Source organism: Mesorhizobium sp. M5C.F.Cr.IN.023.01.1.1, from assembly GCF_003997585.1.
In the GTDB taxonomy this organism is placed as follows: Bacteria; Pseudomonadota; Alphaproteobacteria; order Rhizobiales; family Rhizobiaceae; genus Mesorhizobium; species Mesorhizobium wenxiniae.
The window spans coordinates 1-17,004 of record NZ_RZSU01000121.1 but is presented as its reverse complement, the minus strand read 5'-3'; the positions used below and the strand labels follow the sequence as shown (position 1 = coordinate 17,004).

The 17,004-nt window shown below is 61.8% G+C and carries 17 protein-coding genes and 1 pseudogene; 9 read left to right on the top strand and 9 right to left on the bottom strand.

The annotated features are described in order from the left end of the window. Window positions 1-274: 274 nt before the first annotated feature. From groL to EOA78_RS30330, 4 genes are all read right to left on the bottom strand, one after another. A complete protein-coding gene (groL, locus tag EOA78_RS30345; RefSeq protein WP_127318853.1) occupies window positions 275-1,918 on the bottom strand; it encodes a chaperonin GroEL in 1,644 nt (547 codons plus the stop codon). Between the two features lie 54 nt (window positions 1,919-1,972). After that, window positions 1,973-3,241 (bottom strand): 5-aminolevulinate synthase, encoded by a 1,269-nt coding sequence (gene hemA, locus EOA78_RS30340; RefSeq protein WP_127318863.1) that lies wholly within the window; start codon window positions 3,239-3,241, stop codon window positions 1,973-1,975. A 173-nt stretch (window positions 3,242-3,414) separates the two neighbouring features. Then, a complete protein-coding gene (locus EOA78_RS30335) occupies window positions 3,415-3,657 on the bottom strand; it encodes a hypothetical protein (protein ID WP_127318851.1) in 243 nt (80 codons plus the stop codon). Window positions 3,658-3,737: 80 nt separating this feature from the next. Next, window positions 3,738-4,343 (bottom strand): SCO family protein, encoded by a 606-nt coding sequence (locus tag EOA78_RS30330; protein WP_127318849.1) that lies wholly within the window; start codon window positions 4,341-4,343, stop codon window positions 3,738-3,740. A 174-nt stretch (window positions 4,344-4,517) separates the two neighbouring features. On the opposite strand from EOA78_RS30330, the gene EOA78_RS30325 reads away from it, so the two are divergent. From EOA78_RS30325 to EOA78_RS30285, 9 genes are all read left to right on the top strand, one after another. Then, a complete protein-coding gene (locus EOA78_RS30325; RefSeq protein WP_127318847.1) occupies window positions 4,518-5,234 on the top strand; it encodes a carboxypeptidase regulatory-like domain-containing protein in 717 nt (238 codons plus the stop codon). 91 nt (window positions 5,235-5,325) lie between these two features. Further along, window positions 5,326-6,471 carry a metallophosphoesterase gene (locus EOA78_RS30320; RefSeq protein ID WP_127318845.1) on the top strand — a complete coding sequence of 382 codons (1,146 nt, stop codon included), beginning with the start codon at window positions 5,326-5,328 and terminating at the stop codon, window positions 6,469-6,471. 12 nt (window positions 6,472-6,483) lie between these two features. Beyond that, window positions 6,484-6,948, top strand: a complete 465-nt coding sequence (locus EOA78_RS30315) for a hypothetical protein (RefSeq protein WP_245477861.1) — start codon at window positions 6,484-6,486, stop codon at window positions 6,946-6,948. 134 nt (window positions 6,949-7,082) lie between these two features. Continuing rightward, window positions 7,083-8,525, top strand: coding sequence for a cbb3-type cytochrome c oxidase subunit I (locus EOA78_RS30310; protein WP_127318859.1), 1,443 nt, complete (start codon window positions 7,083-7,085; stop codon window positions 8,523-8,525). Then, the gene (locus EOA78_RS30305) at window positions 8,522-10,186 is read left to right on the top strand and encodes a cbb3-type cytochrome c oxidase subunit II (RefSeq protein WP_127318843.1); all 1,665 of its coding nucleotides are present in this window, start codon (window positions 8,522-8,524) and stop codon (window positions 10,184-10,186) included. The genes EOA78_RS30310 and EOA78_RS30305 overlap by 4 nt, the downstream gene beginning before the upstream one ends. Window positions 10,187-10,337: 151 nt before the next feature. After that, entirely contained in the window at window positions 10,338-10,562 is a 225-nt protein-coding gene (locus EOA78_RS30295) for a hypothetical protein (RefSeq protein WP_065007038.1), read from the top strand. Between the two features lie 153 nt (window positions 10,563-10,715). Continuing rightward, entirely contained in the window at window positions 10,716-10,838 is a 123-nt protein-coding gene (locus EOA78_RS37795) for a hypothetical protein (protein WP_281034079.1), read from the top strand. Between the two features lie 30 nt (window positions 10,839-10,868). After that, entirely contained in the window at window positions 10,869-11,597 is a 729-nt protein-coding gene (locus EOA78_RS30290) for a sulfite exporter TauE/SafE family protein (protein WP_127318839.1), read from the top strand. Window positions 11,598-11,653: 56 nt separating this feature from the next. Further along, on the top strand, window positions 11,654-13,780 hold the full coding sequence (locus tag EOA78_RS30285) for a cation-translocating P-type ATPase (protein ID WP_127318857.1): 2,127 nt from the start codon (window positions 11,654-11,656) through the stop codon (window positions 13,778-13,780). 8 nt (window positions 13,781-13,788) lie between these two features. Here the strand turns inward: EOA78_RS30285 and EOA78_RS30280 are convergent, their stop codons facing one another. The 5 genes and pseudogenes from EOA78_RS30280 to EOA78_RS30260 all read right to left on the bottom strand — a co-directional run. Next, window positions 13,789-15,057 (bottom strand): NAD(P)/FAD-dependent oxidoreductase, encoded by a 1,269-nt coding sequence (locus tag EOA78_RS30280; protein ID WP_127318837.1) that lies wholly within the window; start codon window positions 15,055-15,057, stop codon window positions 13,789-13,791. Beyond that, window positions 15,054-15,365, bottom strand: a complete 312-nt coding sequence (locus EOA78_RS30275; protein WP_127318835.1) for a c-type cytochrome — start codon at window positions 15,363-15,365, stop codon at window positions 15,054-15,056. Before EOA78_RS30275 ends, EOA78_RS30280 begins: the two co-directional genes overlap by 4 nt. Window positions 15,366-15,455: 90 nt before the next feature. After that, entirely contained in the window at window positions 15,456-15,782 is a 327-nt protein-coding gene (soxZ, locus tag EOA78_RS30270; RefSeq protein ID WP_245477855.1) for a thiosulfate oxidation carrier complex protein SoxZ, read from the bottom strand. Between the two features lie 15 nt (window positions 15,783-15,797). Beyond that, on the bottom strand, window positions 15,798-16,244 hold the full coding sequence (locus EOA78_RS30265) for a thiosulfate oxidation carrier protein SoxY (RefSeq protein ID WP_127318833.1): 447 nt from the start codon (window positions 16,242-16,244) through the stop codon (window positions 15,798-15,800). Window positions 16,245-16,785: 541 nt separating this feature from the next. Beyond that, a pseudogene (locus EOA78_RS30260) lies at window positions 16,786-17,004 on the bottom strand (polysaccharide deacetylase); the annotation flags it as partial.

Genomic DNA, 17,004 nt, shown 5'->3' with positions numbered 1-17,004 from the left:
GGCCATGGGCATCATCAAATGGCTGATCCTGGAGCCGCCGCGGCCGAAGAATTGAGGCTCGCTCGCCGCCGCTAGATGGTGAAAGCCTGACGCTTACTACCCGACGCGTAGGGCCGCTCAGGGTGGTTTTCTGCCTCCCGTGTCGCCGATCGGAACGCGCCGGCGGGGCCATGAGCCGACCTTGGATACCGTGATCCTTGACGACTTGTCTCACCTCGATAGCCGATGAGATCATTGTTGATGGCCGCGAGCCCGGATTAAGACCGCGAAGCGGTCAGAAATCCAAATCCATATCGTGATGATGATGCTCGTGACCGGGAAGCTCCGGCGGCGGCGGGCCAGGCACTTCGGCCACCATGGCCTCCGTCATGATGAGGAGGCCCGCCACCGAGGCTGCGCCCTGGAGCGCCGTTCGCACCACCTTGGCCGGGTCGATGATGCCCTTTGACACCAGATTCCCGTACACGCCCGATTGGGCATCGTAGCCATAGGCGTTGTCGTCGTTTGCCAGGATCCCGGCGATGACGACCGAGCCTTCCAGGCCGGCATTGATCGCGATTTGCCGAGCCGGCCAGGTGATCGCCTTCCTGACGATCGCGATGCCGACCTGCTGGTCCTCGTTGCTGCCCTTGAGCTTCTTGAGCGCCCTGCCGGCGCGCAGCAAGGCGACCCCACCGCCGGGGAGAATGCCCTCTGCAACCGCGGCTCTTGTCGCGTTCATCGCGTCATCGATGCGATCCTTCTTCTCCCTGACCTCGACCTCGGTTGCACCGCCGACCCGGATCACGGCGACGCCACCGGCGAGTCTGGCCAGCCGCTCCTGGAGCTTCTCGCGGTCGAAATCGGAGGTGGTTTCCGCAAGCTCGAGCTTGATCTCGGCGATGCGGGCCTCGATGCTTTCCCGCTTGCCGGCGCCGCCGACAATCGTGGTGTTTGCCTTGTCGATCATCACCTTCTTGGTGCGCCCGAGCATATCGAGGGAAGCATGCTCGAGCTTGATGCCCAAATCCTCCGAGATCACCGTTGCGCCGGTCATCAGTGCGAGATCCTGCAGCATCGCCTTGCGGCGGTTTCCGTAGGCCGGCGCCTTCACGGCTGCAACCTTGAGAGCGCCGCGCAACTTGTTGACCACCAGCGCCGCCATCACCTCACTCTCGACATCATCGGCGATGATGAGCAGCGGCTTGCCGGCCTGCACCACCTTCTCCAGCAGCGGCAGTATTTCATTCAGACTGGACAGTTTCCTCTCGCTGATGAGGACATAGGCATGCTGCATCTCGACCCGCATCTTTGCGCGATTGGTGATGAAATGGGGCGAGATATAGCCGCGGTCGAACTGCATGCCCTCGACGAATTCGAGTTCGGTTTCGAGCGACGTCCCGTCCTCGACGGTGATCACGCCGTCATTGCCGACCCTCTTCATGGCGTCGGCGAGGCAGCGGCCGATCTCCCTGTCGCCGTTGGCTGAGATGGTGCCGACTTGCGCAATCTCGACGTTCGAGGTGACCTCCGTGGCGTTGTTTTTGAGTTCCGCGACGACGGCTTCGACCGCGAGATCGATGCCGCGCTTCAGGTCCATGGGATTCATGCCGGCGGCCACCGCCTTGGCGCCCTCCCGGGCGATCGCATGCGCGAGCACTACGGCGGTGGTCGTGCCGTCGCCGGCCTGATAGGAGGTTCTTGTTGCGATCTCGCGCACCATCTGGGCGCCCATGTTCTCGAACTTGTTGTCGAGTTCGATTTCTCTGGCGACGGTCACGCCGTCCTTCGTGACCCGCGGCGCGCCGTGCTCTCTGCCGATCGCGACGTTGCGTCCCCGCGGGCCAAGCGTGACGCTCACCGCATTCGCGAGGGTGTCAATGCCGCGCAGCATTCTGTCGCGAGCTTCGAACGAGAACATGATTTCCTTAGCAGCCATTTCCTTGATCCTTAAGACTTAATCTTCAAGGAACGTCCGGGCGACGGCGAAGCTTCATTCGGCCGTGCAGGCGAGATTGTCCCGTGGCAGCCCGAGCCTATTCCAGACATCGAACAGAGCTGCCGCGAGCTGATCAATCATGATGTCCTCATGACAGGGTGTCGGCGTGATGCGCAGCCGCTCGGTTCCCTTCGCCACAGTCGGATAATTGATCGGCTGGATATAGATGTGGTGGTCGCTCAGCAGAAGGTCGCTCGCCGCTTTGCAATGCGCCGGATCGCCGACTGCCACCGGCACGATATGGGTGTCGCTCAGGATGACCGGCAGCGCAGCGGCACCCAGCGCCGCCTTGACCCGCTGGACGCGGTCCTGCTGGCGCTTGCGCTCCCACTGCGAGGTTTTCAGATGCCGGATCGCCGCTGTGGCCGCGGCGCAGATCGCCGGCGGCAACGCGGTGGTGAAGATGAAACCCGGAGCATAGGAACGAACCGCATCGATCAGAACAGCACTTCCCGTGATATAGCCGCCGAGGCAGCCGAAGGCCTTGGCGAGCGTGCCTTCGATCACATCGATCCGGTTCATGGCGCCGTCGCGCGCGGCGATGCCGGCGCCGCGAGGGCCGTACATGCCCACTGCATGGACCTCGTCGAGATAGGTCATTGCGCCGTAACGATCGGCGATATCGCAAATGCGATTGATTGGCGCGACGTCGCCGTCCATCGAATAGAGACTTTCGAAAACGATGAGTTTTGGCCGATCCGGACCCGCCGTCTTCAACAAATCCTCGAGATGATCGACGTCGTTGTGGCGAAAGATGCTCTTCTCCATACCCGACTGGCGGATACCCTCGATCATCGAGTTATGGTTGAGAGCATCGGACAGGATCAGACAACCGGGGATCAGCTTGGCGATGGTCGAGATGCCAGTCTGGTTCGAGACATAGCCGGACGTAAAGACCAGTGCTGCCTCCTTGCCGTGGAGATCGGCAAGCTCGCCCTCGAGCTCTACGAGCGGATGGCTGGTGCCGGAGATATTGCGGGTCCCGCCGGATCCCGTTCCCAGTTGGCTAGCAGTCTCCACCATGGCGGCGACCACCTTTGGGTGTTGTCCCATCCCGAGATAGTCGTTGGAGCACCAGATCACGACGTCCTTCGGTCCATGCGAGGAATGCCACACGGCATTGGGAAAGCGTCCGGCGATGCGCTCAAGGTCCGCGAAAACACGGTAACGCCGTTCCTCCTGCAGACGCGCGATCGCATCCGCAAAGAAACTGTCATAACTCGTAATTCCTGGCTCCGAGATACTCCGCTGCCGATCGACCATATCGCCCGAATCTCCGGTCGTCGGAGGTCCAAATCGCCGCAGCGCAATGACGTTCTTTACGCCGCCTGGTTTGCCGGTGTGCAACGCTGTGGGTTTCGCCATCGCCAGATTCCCCTGCTTGCATACGAATTATGTCGAAGCGCGATGCGCGCCGATCCCGCTCGCATCGTTCCTCACGCCCCGCGTTCAGGGAGGTCGAAGTTGAGCTGCAACATTCGCGCGATGTTTATCAGAATCGTCTCACAGACCTTATCTTGATTAGGATCCAGATATTTGACAGTCCAGTTTGCCCCGTTCTCCTTGGTTTCGAGCCGTTGAATCATAAAATCGGTGACGTGCTCGCATCCCGGCTCCTTGTGAAGATCCGCGAGGATCAATGCCTTAAGCTCCGAAGCTTCCTTTGTATGTCTTTGCATGACCGCTCTCCTTGCGGATGACAACTTCTATGGATCGATCAACTGAATAGTCGTGATCTCCATCAATCCCAGGGCTCGTGTCATCGCACCAGCTCACCCAACGTTGCGGCAATGCCGCTGCTTGGTGTGTCAGCGTCTAGGCCCTCCACGAATTGGCCCTGTGGGTTCATGATGTAGATATAGGTTCCGTGATCCATTAGGTAGTCGTCACCGCCCGCCTCGCCGTGTCGCGCCACACCATAGGCGCCATATGCCTCCGAAACCGCAGCGATCTGTTGCGGGCTGCCGGTCAGTCCGACGATGCGCGGATCGAACGTCGCGGTAAAGCTTCCCATCACCTCAGGCGTGTCGCGTTCTGGATCGACGGTGATGAAGAGCGGCTGCAGTTTGGCGGCATCGGGGCCGAGTTCCTCCATCGCCGCGGCGATTGAGGACAGCGTCGTCGGACAGATGTCTGGACAAGACGTATAGCCGAAGAAAACCAGCAGCCATTTGCCGCGATAAGTCTCATCGGTGACCGTCGCTCCGTCCGGTGCCGTGAGCGTGAATGGGCCACCGACCGTCACCGGCGCCGTATCAGCCCGCACGAGCGGTTGGCAGATCGACAGGCTCGCTGCGAATATGATGCAGAAGCGTGATATGAGGGACCGTAGGCCCGGAGCGAGGAGTTCATGCCGTCGGCTCATCAAGTACCTCCGGTACCTCGAGAAAGACGCTCCAAAACCCCGCGACGTTTGCACTAGCAAACTCGCCTAAACTGCCGAACCTTATCATATTTTTTTGCTGAATGGCTAGACATCGTACTGGTTTGGCCCTATTTTTAAACGTTGCCCCTCATCCAGATGAAGGAGGTGGCGTCTATGACAATTCGCGAATTGATGAGCGGGTTAGCGGCGATCACTTTCGTTGCGACAATATCCGCGCCTGCGCAAGCCTACGAAGTGGGTCCGGTCACGGGAGGCGGAACGATCGAGGGCACGATCGTCTACCGTGGCGACGTGCCGACAACAAAGATCATCCCCACCAAGGATATCGAGGTGTGCGGCGATCCCCGGGAGGAGCCGCTGATCGAAGTCGGCAGCGATCAGGCCGTGCTGAACGCGGCGGTGCAGCTGGTCGACGTGGCACAGGGAAAGGCCTGGCCGGAGCCCGGAAAGCCGCCTGAGCTTAACAACCTCAAATGTCGCTTTGAGCCCGCGGTTCAGATGATACCCGCCGGTTCGCTGGAGGTGGTCAACAGCGACCCAACGCTCCACAACACCCACGGGTATTATGGCAAGCGCACCGCTTTCAACCTGGCGCTGCCCAATAAGGGCCAGCGGATACCCGTCGAATTGAAGCGGGCCGGCACTGTCCGCGTCGACTGCGACGCGCATGGCTGGATGGAAGGCTGGGTCTATGTGGTTGACAATCCGTACTACGCGGTCACCGGCGCCGACGGCAAGTTCAGCATAACCGATGTTCCGCCCGGGGACTACAAGCTCGTGGCGATCCACCCCTTCACCGGGCCTATCGAGCAGGCCGTAACGGTAGGGGAGAATAAGGCCACCAGTCTGACGATTGAACTGAAAAAATAAGAAAATTGGCGACCCACTGATTCAACAGGGGTCGCGTTCCTGCGAGAAGGCCGACGCTTTAAGAAACGGTCAGGACTGAGGAGGAACCCTGATGTCTGACGAGCTTGACCGCATTCGGCGCGAAATGCATGCGGTGCTGCAGCAGCCTGGAGTACGCCCCGACGACTCGCTTCAAATCACCCGCCGCACCTTCATTCACAGATCGCTGTTGTTCGGCGCCGCTTCCGTCGGCCAGACCTTCGCGTGGTGGCCGCTGCTCAACACCATCGACGTCGCTCACGCCGCTGAAGCGCCCTTCAAGTTTGCCTGGATTTCGGACACCCATCTCTACGAGAGATCCCTCAACACGCGATTCGTCGACAAGGTGGTGCGCGCCGTGCAAGAGGTCCAGGCCATGGATCCTCCGGCCGACTTCCTGATCTTCGGCGGCGACCTGGCCCAACTCGGAAAGATCGAGGAACTTGAGCTTGGCGTTGAGCTCCTCAAGGATCTGAAGATCAAGAAGTACTACATCCCGGGCGAGCATGACTGGTATCTGGATATGGGCAAGAAGTGGGGCGAGTTGTTCGGCCAACCCAACTGGACTTTCGATCACAAAGGCGTGCGCTTCATCGGGCTCGATACGGTCAGCCGGGGACCGGACTACTGGACTGCGAAGAAGATGACGCCAGAGGAGCGCATGGGCCACATGGCTACCCTCGACGGCACGGTTGCCGGCGCGTGGGCCGGTGTCGGCCGCGAGCAACTCGACTGGATGCAGAAGACACTCGCCGACTGGGATAAGTCCAAGCCGATCGTCATCTTCAGCCACAATCCGCTGTACGAGTACTACCCGCCCTGGAATTTCTGGGTACGCGACTGGCGCGAAGTGAATGACGTGCTGAAGCCTTATACAAAGGTCACCAACATCCACGGTCACGTGCACCAGGTGCTCTACAACGAGATCGGCAGCATGCGCTCGATCGGCATGCTGGCGACCTCCTGGCCGTGGCCTTATGCCCCGGAAGGCGTGCCCAAGCTGACCAAGCCGATGATCCGTGTCGATCCGGGCGATCCCTTCGACGGGGTCGGTTGGGAAACAGTGAGCGTCAACGCCGACGACAAGGTCGATGTCGAGTACATCATGTGGGGCCGCAAGGAGGTGTTCGTCCAGTCGCCGGAGGACCACGACAAGAGCATTGAGGAGGTCCTACGGCCACGCATCGCCGACAATCAGTACCCGTGGGAAAATCCATAAAGGGTGGTGGCTATGATAAACACACCAACATTCCTGCGCATTCTGAGGCGTTCCACAGTCGCAGGAGCAGTCGTCGCAGCTGCCGTCGCCCTCGGGCCGGCCAGTGCCAACAAGGATCCGGTGACGCCAAAGCAGCTGAAACTTTATCAAGAGGCGTTCATGGAGGAGGTCAGGAAGGGAGACCTCCTGTTCCACGGTGATGCGGCGATGGCGGAGCAGTTGGGCGTCAAGCTGTCGACCACCGGGTGGGCCTGCGCCATGTGCCATCCGATGGCCTCCGATACTCACCCGCAGGCGTTCCCGAAGTTCCAGCAGTCGATGGCCAAATTCGCGACATTGCGCGACATGATCAACTGGTGCATCGAGAAACCGAACCAGGGCGAGAAGATCGATCCCGAATCGGAGGCGATGAAGGCGCTCGAGGCGTACATCACTTGGTCGAACACTGGCTCGGTGTTGGTGCCAGGCAAGTACTAGTCTCGTCGATAGCCGGGGCTCGGCTTCACGGGAGCGCGTCCGCCATCGGGGGTGTGACACCTCGATGGCGGGGTTGAAGCAGTCGTGCGGCCCGGGAACCGCGCGGGGAGGTCTATGCGTTGGCAGAGACTGGAATGGAGCTGCGCGGCAAGTTCGCGAATGTGGACTTGGATGCGCTGGTCGACAATCGGGTCGTGCGGACCTGGCTTTATTTCGGCATGTTCTGGCTGATGGTGACGCCATCCGTCGGCGTCCTGATCTCGAGCACCTTCAACTACCCCGACTATCTCGGATCGGGGAACCTCGAGCTAACCTTCGGCCGGCTGCGCCCGGTCCACGTCAACGGTGTCATCTTCGGCGCCTTCTCGACGCTTTTCATCGGCCTTTGCTACTATCTCGTGCCGCGTCTGTCGGGGGTGCGGGTGATATGGTCGGAGTGGTCGGTTCTTCTCGCATGGGTCTGGAACGTCGCAACGCTTGCCGGTTTGGTCGGCTTGCTGATCGGCGACAGTGACGGTTTGGAAGCCGGAGAGTTTCCGCTCTACGCGAAGGTCGCGTTCTTCATCGTGGTGGCTGTTGCTACCGCGCAATTCCTGATCACGATCAGTCGAAGGCTCGAGCCGGCAATCTATGTCGCGCTATGGTACCTGATCGCCACTTTCGTGTGGACGACGATGAACTTCGTGCTTGGAAGCTTCATCCTGCCATACACGATCTCGGGCATCAACAGCGCCGCCTTCCATGGCCTCTATCTCCACTACATCGTCGGGCTGTGGCTAACGCCCGCGGGCTACGTGATCATCTATTATTTCCTGCCGATCAGCGCGCGAAATCCGCTCTATGCCCATAAGCTCTCGCTGGTCGGCTTCTGGTCCTTGGCATTGTTCTACCCATTCGTAGGCATCCACCATTACCTCTACAGCCCGATCGCGGACTGGGCCGAGACCTTGGCCGTCGTCACGTCGATGCTGCTGATCATTCCGGTGTGGACGGTGCTGGTGAACTTCTTCGGCACCATGATGGGCAAGTGGCATGAGTTCGGCAGGAACCTGCCGGCGAAGTTCCTGATCATGGGCTCGCTCATGTATCTCGTCGGCTGCTTCCAGGGCTCCACCGAGGCGCTGCGGCAGCTGCAGCAGCCGACCCATTTCACCGATTTCGTCATCTCGCATTCGCATCTCACCGTGTTCGGCACCTTCGTCGTCTGGGCGATGGGGGGTCTCGTCTATACTTGGCCGCGGCTGTTCGGGCGCGAACTTTGGTCCTTCAAGCTCGGCAACTGGTCGTTCTGGCTGATCACCGTCGGCATCGCGACCATGGGCCTGGTCCTCACAGCGGGCGGGCTGCAGCAGGGTTATCAATGGATGAATGGGGTCGAATGGCTCGACTCGCTTGTGTGGGTGAAGCCCTACTGGCTGGCGCGGACCCTTGCAGGCATCAGCATGGATATCGGTATGTCGCTGCTGGTGGTGAATCTGATGCTGACCGCACTGACCAGTCCGGCGGCTGAGGCGCGACGCGTCCGCGCGCCGGTGGAGGCGCCCGTCCCGGCCCCGGCGGGAGGGCCCGCGCAGTGAACGTTCGCTTCTTCGCGCTGTTCGCCGGCGTCTTCTGCATCACCCTTGCGGTGATCACGCAGGGCGTGCTGCCCTTCGTGGAGCCGTCCTCGCGAACTACGCGCGTGACCTCTGTGGTGCGCACGGATTTCGGCCAGCTGAAATGGACGGTTTCAGAGGCGACGGACTACACCGAGCAGCAGCTTCGCGGCCGCAGCATTTACCTGCGCGAAGGCTGCTGGTACTGCCATTCGCAATTCGTGCGGCCGGTAACCGGCGAGATCCGCCGCTGGGGACCGGTCAGCGAGGCGGGCGAATACGCCTATGACGTGCCGCACCTGTTAGGCACACGTCGGATCGGGCCGGACCTGACGCGCGTCGGCCTGAAATACAGCGACGAATGGCACCTGGCGCACTTCTACAATCCGCGGATGCTTGTGCCGGACTCGATAATGGCGCCGTATCGCGGCCTCTTCCACGAGCCCGATGCAGCCGTCCGTATCGTTGACGACGGCGCTGGCAATCGGACCCTGGAAAGAACAGAGGTCACCCAAGGACTGTTCGACTTCGACAGCCAGCAACCGATCCAGCTGACGCCGAATGCGTATGGGTTGCTGTTCGTGCCGCTGAAGGCCCGCGAAAGAAAGCCGATCATCCTGACGCCGAACGACGAATACACAGGGGAAACCGTCAGCATCGTGGCGGAGACGGAATCGGTAGCGGCGCTCGTTTCTTACCTCCAGAAGCTCGGCACGAACCGGGGTAAATGGCGTGATCTTTTCGAGCCGCAGAGCCTGGAGGTCATGGATGCGACGATGCCGCGCTCCGAGGAATGGATTGCCTATGGCAAGGAAGTCTATGAGCGCCGCTGCATCGGTTGCCACGGTGCCAAAGGCGACGGCAACGGGCCGGCCGCCACCTTTATGTTTAACCAGCGGCCCAGGGACTTCACGTCCGCAGTCTTCAAGTTCAGGTTGACAAAAGAACCCCTGCCCACGGACGGCGACATGCTGCGCACCATTACCCGCGGCATCCGCGGCACAGCAATGCCCCCTTGGTACGAACTGCCGCTCAACGATCGGCTGGCGGTGATCCAGTACATCAAGTATGAGCTAGCGGTTGACCGTTCCGATCCCGCCAGTCCTTACGCTTTCTTCGTCGAAGAACCGCCTGGCCCACCGTTGTATATCGGGCGCCCGCCGATCCCGTCCCAGACGATGCTGGACCGTGGCAAGGAGGTTTGGCAGGTGGCGAAGTGCTGGGAGTGCCACGGCCAAGGCGGCAAGGGCGACGGCGAGAAGGCTGCCGGCCTCAAGGATGATCTTGGGTTCGCCGCCGTGCCGGCCGACCTCACCAGCGGCCAGTTCAAGTCTGGCCCGGCCGTCGAAGACATCTTCCGGACGATAACTACCGGCCTCAGCGGCACGCCGATGCCGTCCTATCGGGATTCCTTTCCCGACGAGGACCGGTGGGCGCTTTCCTATTTCGTGGTGGCGCTTTCCGCCTATAAAGACCCGCTCTCGCTGCAGCCGCTCTCGATCAAGACGGAGGTCCGCGCGGCTCTGAACGATCTGGAGCTGGTCGCTGACAAGCCTGAGCGAGCGTATGTGCCCGATCCGGCGGTGCCGGCGTCCGGCCCGCCAGCGCCGCCTGGCGAGAAACAGGCACCCGCTGGAGGTTAGCGCATGCTCGGTTTTGAAGTTACCGGACCCTATGCGGGCGCCATGATGATGAGCCTGGCGGCCCTGTTCTTGTTCATCTGGGGCGTCCTATCCGGCGCGTTGAGCGGCACCGACAAAGCCGCCAACGGGTTTTTTGAAAGGGAGATGGAAAATGAGCGATCTGCAGAGCAGCGATCCGGAGAGCCCGACGCACCCGGAACTGGAAGTGCGTCAAAGCTCGCACCCTGAACTGGAGGACTATGCCGGCGGCCTGATACAGGCGCGTGTGGGATTCATTCCCATATGGCTTCTCGTCGTCTACTGCCTGCTGTTCGCCTGGGGGCTGTATTACATGTATGTTTATTGGGGCGGGCTCGGTCCCGGCCGTCTGTTCTAAGAAGACTGTCGCAAGGGCTGGTAAGGCAGGAGTGATGGAGATGTTGGTAGCCAGAATTCTCCTTGGGGTCGCCGCATTGAACCTCCTTTTTCTGGCCTTCGAGGTGGCGACAAACGTGCTTCGTCTTTATTTCGGCTGACATAGGAGCAGCGGATGCTACAGGATACCATTTTCAAGCTCACTGACGCCGGCTTGCCGCAGATGCTCGGCTTCCTCATCTATGGCGGCTGCACCGTCGGCTTTATCGTCTATCTTGTCTATCTTGTGCGGCAATAGCGGTGCGGACGCGGCGCTGCGAAAACGCCAATGATCTACTACCTCGTGATCTTCGCCGCTGGATTTGCAGGCAGCTTTCATTGCGTCGGCATGTGCGGCGGCTTTGCCTGCGCACTGGGCCGCGATCAGCGAGGCGGAGGCGCAACCGTCGTTCGCCACCTGCTCTATAATACCGGCCGATTGACAACCTACTGCTTTCTGGGCGGGCTCGCGGGTGCGATCGGTCAGGTCATCTGCACCACGCAAGGTCTAACGGCGGCGCCGCTCTTGAACGGCTCCCTCGACGTCGCCCAACGAATTCTCGCGATCGTCGCTGGCCTGCTCATGGTTGCCATGGCGTTGCAGTTCTTCGGCTTGCTGCAGGTCTTCCATCGCCTTGCGATCGGATTTGGCGGCAGCACATTTGCATGGTCTCTACGCGGTCTGTTGGCCGCCCAAAGCAGCGCCGCACCGCTCGCCTTTGGCGTTTTCAACGGCTTCCTGCCATGTCCCCTGGTCTATGCCTTCGCCGCCCAGGCGGCGAGCACCGCCGGAGCGCTTCCTGGCTTTCTCGTCATGGCGTCGTTCGGACTGGGAACCTTTCCCGCGATGTTGATGATGGGCGGCGTCGGCCGGATACTCGGCCCAGCCTGGCGGCGGCGTGGCGTGCGGCTGGCTGGCGGCTTTATTCTTTTGCTCGGTCTCATCACGCTTGGCCGAGGCCTCCTGCCCTCGGACGCGCATATCGGACACGCCTGGCTGGGAGGACTTCCCACATGACGGCGCATGGCGATATCCTCTGTAGCCATTGTTCGCTGCCCGTCGGCGTGCGCCCGATGGAGCGCAGGCTCAACGGTGAGGCTTGCGCGTTCTGCTGCTACGGCTGTTGCATCGCCTTTCAGGTGAAGAGCGGCAGACACGAGGAGTGGGAAGCCGCCTGGCTTCTGATCCAGCTCGGCGTAGGCGGCTTTCTCTCCATGAATATCATGATGTTCAGCCTCCTCCTCTATTCGGACGCGTTCACCGGCGTCGATGCGGGCGTGCTGCCGTGGATTCACCTTTTGCTCTGGATCTTCGCGACGCCAGCGGTGGTGATTCTCGGCGGACCCTATCTGCGCGAAATGTGGCTCAATGGCATTCAGGGACGTGTGACGTCGTCGGCACTCATCGTGCTTGGCGTCGCTGCCGCTTACCTCTATTCGGCATTTGCCGTGTTCGAGGGCAGCACGCATGTCTACTTCGACACCGCCGTGATGGTGCTGATGCTATTCACCGTTGGCCGCTATCTCGAGGCTGTTGGCCGCGCAAGGGCGGCGCGCGACCTCGAACCTCTTCTGGCCGCAGAAAGCGAGTGCGCGACCGTGGTCGATGGCGCGGCAGAGATCCGCCGTCCGGTGCGGGAGGTGTCGGCCGGCATGCTGGTGCGGGTTCGGCCAGGCGAGCGCATTCCGGTCGACGGCGTGGTTGTCGAGGGGGAATCGAACACCGATGAAGCCGTGATTACCGGAGAAAGCCGGCAAGTGACAAAGGGCGCCGGCTCCAAGGTGATTGCCGGCAGCATCAATATTGACGGCCCGCTCCTGATCCAAAGCAGCGGTGTCGGAACCGCAACCCGCTGGGCGCGGATTTGCCGGTCGGTGCGCGAAGCGCTGGGCCGTCGCAGCCCAACCCAGCGCCTTGCCGATCGCGTCGTTGGCGTGTCCGTGCCGCTCGTCCTCGCCCTCGGCGGGCTGACGATCGTTTACTGGGCGCAGTCATTGCCGTTCGATCGGGCGTTGCTGATTGGCCTCTCGGTACTGGTGGTTGCCTGTCCTTGTGCCGTCGGCCTCGCTGCTCCGATGGCGACATCACTCGGCATCGGCCGGCTGGCGCGGCACGGCTGCCTCGTCCGCGACCCCGGCGTGCTCGAGACCCTCGCGCGTGTCCGGTTGCTCGCCTTCGACAAGACCGGCACTCTGACGGCGGGCAAAGCGCGTCTCGTCGGCGTCGACTGCGAGGAGGGCGGCATCGACGAAGTACTGGCGCGCGCCGCCGGTCTGGAACGCCTTTCCGAGCATGGTCTGGCGCGGGCCATCGCGGCAGCCGCCGCTCAGCGGGGCATCACGCCGCTCGTCACCCGCGATGTCCGGACGGTTCCCGGCCGTGGTATCCGCGGCAGCGCCGAAGGCCGGCCCGTGGCGGCAGGGAACGGCAGATTGATGAGTGATCTGGGCTGGCCGCTTCCCCCGTCGCTGGCCGAGCATGCGCGGTCGCTGGAGGCGAGCGGTCATTCGGTGGTCTATGTCGGTTGGGGCGAGCAGGTTCACGCCGTGCTGTCGCTCGATGATTCACCGCTTCCCGAGGCGCAGGCCGCGATCGGGGCCCTGCGTGAGCGCGGGCTCGACGCCACGCTGTTGACCGGCGACTTGGCGCAAGCGGCGGAGCGGATCGCGGCCCTGGTCGGGGTCAAGGACGTCCAAGCGGGCCTTTCGCCGGAGGCCAAGCGGCTGGCCCTGGATCGGCTCCGCCATGACCACGGTTCGGTGGCGATGGTCGGCGATGGACTGAATGACGGGCCGGTCCTGGCCGCCGCAGATGTCGGTATCGCCGTCGGCTCCGCCACAGATCTCGCCCGCGAGACTGCGGCGCTCGTCCTGCCTGCGGACGGGTTGTGGATGCTGCCCTGGATCGTCGACGTGGCCCGCGCGGTCCGCAGGACCATCTTGACCAATCTTATGTGGGCGTTCGGCTACAACCTCGTCGCGCTGACGTTCGCAGCATTCGGACTTCTGCAGCCAATCCTTGCGGCGGCGGTCATGGCCGGCTCGAGCATCCTCGTGGTGGTGAATTCGCTGCGGCTGGAGCAGCTGCCCGATCCTGTTCCAGCGCTGATCCCGGAGCAACGATCCGGCACCAGGGCGGAGCGTACCCACAATGGCGCCGGCATTTCCGCAATGGCCGGCCCGGCCGTCGCGCGGAGTTGAGTTTCGTTTCAGCCAAACACGTCGTGCGTGAAGGCATCATACCAGCCTTCCGCCGCGCGCGCAGCCTGCCGGCGGATCTCGGAGCTTTCCTCGACCTTGCTGACGAAGCTGATGACGCTCTTGAGCTTCCCGTCGACGGGCTTGAAGCTGATGGCGTTGCTGAACGCATCGTCGGGAGCGAGATAGGTGTAGCAGGTGTTGAACAAATGCGCCGGGAAACGCGCTGATCCGGTGAGATCGGCCGCGATGGCAAAGGCACAGGCTTTGGCCTGGCTGTTGGCGCAGAAGGCGGATTTCGGCATATCCCCGCCGATGATCGCGTCGCCGACCAGATGGACGCCGGGCTGCAGCGCCGATTCGAAGGTGACCGGATCGACCGGACACCAGCCCGACTGATTGGCGAGCCCTGCCTGATGCGCCAAGCGCCCGGCCATTTGCGCCGGGATGACATTGGCCACCGCGGCCTTGAAGGTTGCTCCCGCGGTGATCACCGACCGGGTCTTCGCGTCGATCGCTGTGACCCCGCCGGTGAACTGGGCCGGTAGCCATTCGATCATTCCCGGATAGTGGCGGTTCCAAGCGTCCTGGAACAGGTCCTGCGCGTTGAAGCTGTCTTTCGCATCGAGGATCAGAATTTTGGCCTTGGGTTTGCGGCGCTGGAAATAGGATGCGACGAGCGAAGCGCGCTCGTAGGGGGCGGGCGGGCAGCGAAACGGATTCGGCGGAGCAACGAGCACGAACAGCCCGCCGTCCTCCATGCTTTCCAGTTGCTGGCGCAACAGCCTCGTTTGCTGCCCTGCATTCCAGGCGTGCGGCATGATCTCCATCGCCGCTTCGTCATAGCCCTCAAGCGCCCGATCCCTGAATGCGATGCCTGGCGCAACAACGAGACGATCGTAGCTGAGCGTTGAACCGTTGTTCAGCGCAACGGTTTTCGCCGCCGGGTGAATCGCCGCGGCGGACTCATGAATGACGGTGATACCATATTGTCTTGCCAGCGCTTCATAACCATGATTGAGCGATTCGAACGGGCGCAGCCCGGCGAGATAGAGATTGCTGAAGAAACAGGTCGCGTAGCTCTGCCGCGGTTCAACGAGGGTCACCTCGATAGCCGTGGCACTGGCGGCGAGATATTTGGCGACCGTTGCGCCGCCGATGCCGCCGCCGATCACGACGACACGCGCCTTGGCCTGGCCCCGCGCTTTCGGCTGGTTGAGCGCCGTTAGCAACGCTGCTCCAGTCAGGCGGCCGAACTCGCGACGCGTCCAGGATTTCATGGCGGGTTGCTTTCCCTGGCTGCGACATAGCGCGCGACGCTTGCGATCTCCTCGTCGCTGAGCGAGAGCGCGATAGCGTGCATGATGTGACTGGGGCTCTGGCTCGCCCGGTAGGCAAGCAGGGCGCTGGTGAGCCTCTCCTCGCCGAGCCCGATGATGGGGGGAATGCCTCTGTCGTGGCCATCAAGGCGATGGCAGGACGCACAGGTCGCGGCGAGTTGAGCGCCTTGATCGGCGCCCGCCGCGCCGGATTGGCTGACGAGCAGAACGAAGCCTGTGGCAATCGCAGATCCCACGACGGGGCGCATGCTGAACGCCCGTCTGTTTCGGAGTTTTGCGGTCACGCTCCCACCCAACTCGTCACACCACAATTCGCGCAGTTCAATTGCCTCACGATCTCAACGAACCGTGAGCTGGTGCGACAATGCATAGACGGCACCGCCATCTTCTTCCCAAACAAAATCGAGCCGGCCGCTCTCCGTCGCGCGCAGGGAGAATTCGAAGAACGGATTGGCCGAAATCGCCTCGTGGAGATCGACACTGAACACCACGGTTTCGTTGTAGCGGCAGACAAACTTGTTGATGATCTTGCGCGGGATCACATTGCCTTGATCATTATGGCGTAGCCCTGTCTCCATCTCATGGCTGATGATGGTCTTGACCTGAAAAATCTCTCCCTTCGCCGCGGCGCTCGGCACGATCACGCGTGGTGTCGGGATGGTCACTGTCTCTCTCCGATCTCAGGCGCAGCCATCCGTGGCGACACGAACCCACGTCGTGGTCATCAGCAACTTGCCGTCATTCAGTTCGGCGACAGCGACGACATGTTGGGGTTTGGCAAGCCGGATGCGTGTCGACACGCGCGGCAGACTGCGTTGCGGGACGAAGTGGAAACTGGCCACCTCGATGAGCGGGTTCTGCGGCGCGAACACGCGCATTTGCCTGACATGGTCGGCCTCGGTCATGGGGCTGTCGATGTCAAGACTCATGGGCACGGTGTAACCGGTCGGGAAGTCCGCCGGCATTATCAGGTGAAGGCGATCCGACACCGTGGCCGTCCGTCCGGTGAGCTGCTTGACGAGATCCAGCGCTTCATCGTTCGCACGCGCGCTCCGCGGCGAGAAGAGCGCGACCCCGGAAAACCCCACACTCCCGGCGATCAACACATCGCGGCGCGTCAAGCTCATCGTCCCGGTCTCCAAACCCTGCCACTCTTTAGGCCACTCTAAGAACATCGGCGGCGGCAGGCGGCGCACTCGGACACATCAGTGCGGCAGCTTCTGCGAAATTTAGCACCGACAACCGCTTGGAGCAATCTCGCGGAAGTGCCCATGGCCGCCCTTTAAACCAATGCATTCTGTTTTACCGGCCGTTGGGAGCACGCCGGCGGATTCTGCGACTACCCAACTTCGGTCGCCAGGCCTGATCGCTGGAGGCGTTATTGCGGCACCGCTGTCGGGATAGATGGTCAAGGCATTGCGGGAAAGGACGCTTGCGGGTTGTCGGATCTCTGATCACCCCTCTTGGCCGGCTATCAGACGCTCGAATTAACTGGAGCGCTCGAGCCGCGCCAGCGCAATGTCTGATTTACAAGCATGCGCGACATTCATGATAAGGCTGAAAAAGGACGGGTTAGGGTCACGACGTTCCCTTGACCTCCCCATCAGGGATAGTCCGCAAGGGGTCGGTTCTTGCCGTCCACCGGTACCAAGTGTCAGACTTTCACCACTAGATGGTGACAAGCATCTTGCCGGCATTGGCCAGCGGCGTCGTCACACCCGATAGCATTGTGCGGATATGGGCAACGCTCTGATAGCGGCCGTTGACCGAAATGCGCGGCAGCGCTTGCAGGAAGCCGGCATGTTCGGCGCGCAGCACGCCGTGGCGTGTCGTCACCGCCGAGGCGTAGCCGGCGTCGCGGACAAAGCCGACTTCGCGGTCGCCAAC

Bases quoted from the DNA above. Each gene is read 5' to 3' on its own strand.
- EOA78_RS30295 (WP_065007038.1), top strand. From the start codon at position 10,338: ATGAGCGATCTGCAGAGCAGCGATCCGGAGAGCCCGACGCACCCGGAA.
- EOA78_RS30335 (WP_127318851.1), bottom strand. From the start codon at position 3,657: ATGCAAAGACATACAAAGGAAGCTTCGGAGCTTAAGGCATTGATCCTC.
- EOA78_RS30310 (WP_127318859.1), top strand. From the start codon at position 7,083: ATGGAGCTGCGCGGCAAGTTCGCGAATGTGGACTTGGATGCGCTGGTC.
- EOA78_RS30290 (WP_127318839.1), top strand. From the start codon at position 10,869: ATGATCTACTACCTCGTGATCTTCGCCGCTGGATTTGCAGGCAGCTTT.
- EOA78_RS30315 (WP_245477861.1), top strand. From the start codon at position 6,484: ATGATAAACACACCAACATTCCTGCGCATTCTGAGGCGTTCCACAGTC.
- groL (WP_127318853.1), bottom strand. From the start codon at position 1,918: ATGGCTGCTAAGGAAATCATGTTCTCGTTCGAAGCTCGCGACAGAATG.
- EOA78_RS37795 (WP_281034079.1), top strand. From the start codon at position 10,716: ATGCTACAGGATACCATTTTCAAGCTCACTGACGCCGGCTTGCCGCAG.
- EOA78_RS30265 (WP_127318833.1), bottom strand. From the start codon at position 16,244: ATGAGCTTGACGCGCCGCGATGTGTTGATCGCCGGGAGTGTGGGGTTT.
- EOA78_RS30285 (WP_127318857.1), top strand. From the start codon at position 11,654: ATGGAGCGCAGGCTCAACGGTGAGGCTTGCGCGTTCTGCTGCTACGGC.
- hemA (WP_127318863.1), bottom strand. From the start codon at position 3,241: ATGGTCGATCGGCAGCGGAGTATCTCGGAGCCAGGAATTACGAGTTAT.
- EOA78_RS30280 (WP_127318837.1), bottom strand. From the start codon at position 15,057: ATGAAATCCTGGACGCGTCGCGAGTTCGGCCGCCTGACTGGAGCAGCG.
- EOA78_RS30325 (WP_127318847.1), top strand. From the start codon at position 4,518: ATGACAATTCGCGAATTGATGAGCGGGTTAGCGGCGATCACTTTCGTT.
- EOA78_RS30320 (WP_127318845.1), top strand. From the start codon at position 5,326: ATGTCTGACGAGCTTGACCGCATTCGGCGCGAAATGCATGCGGTGCTG.
- EOA78_RS30275 (WP_127318835.1), bottom strand. From the start codon at position 15,365: ATGCGCCCCGTCGTGGGATCTGCGATTGCCACAGGCTTCGTTCTGCTC.
- EOA78_RS30330 (WP_127318849.1), bottom strand. From the start codon at position 4,343: ATGAGCCGACGGCATGAACTCCTCGCTCCGGGCCTACGGTCCCTCATA.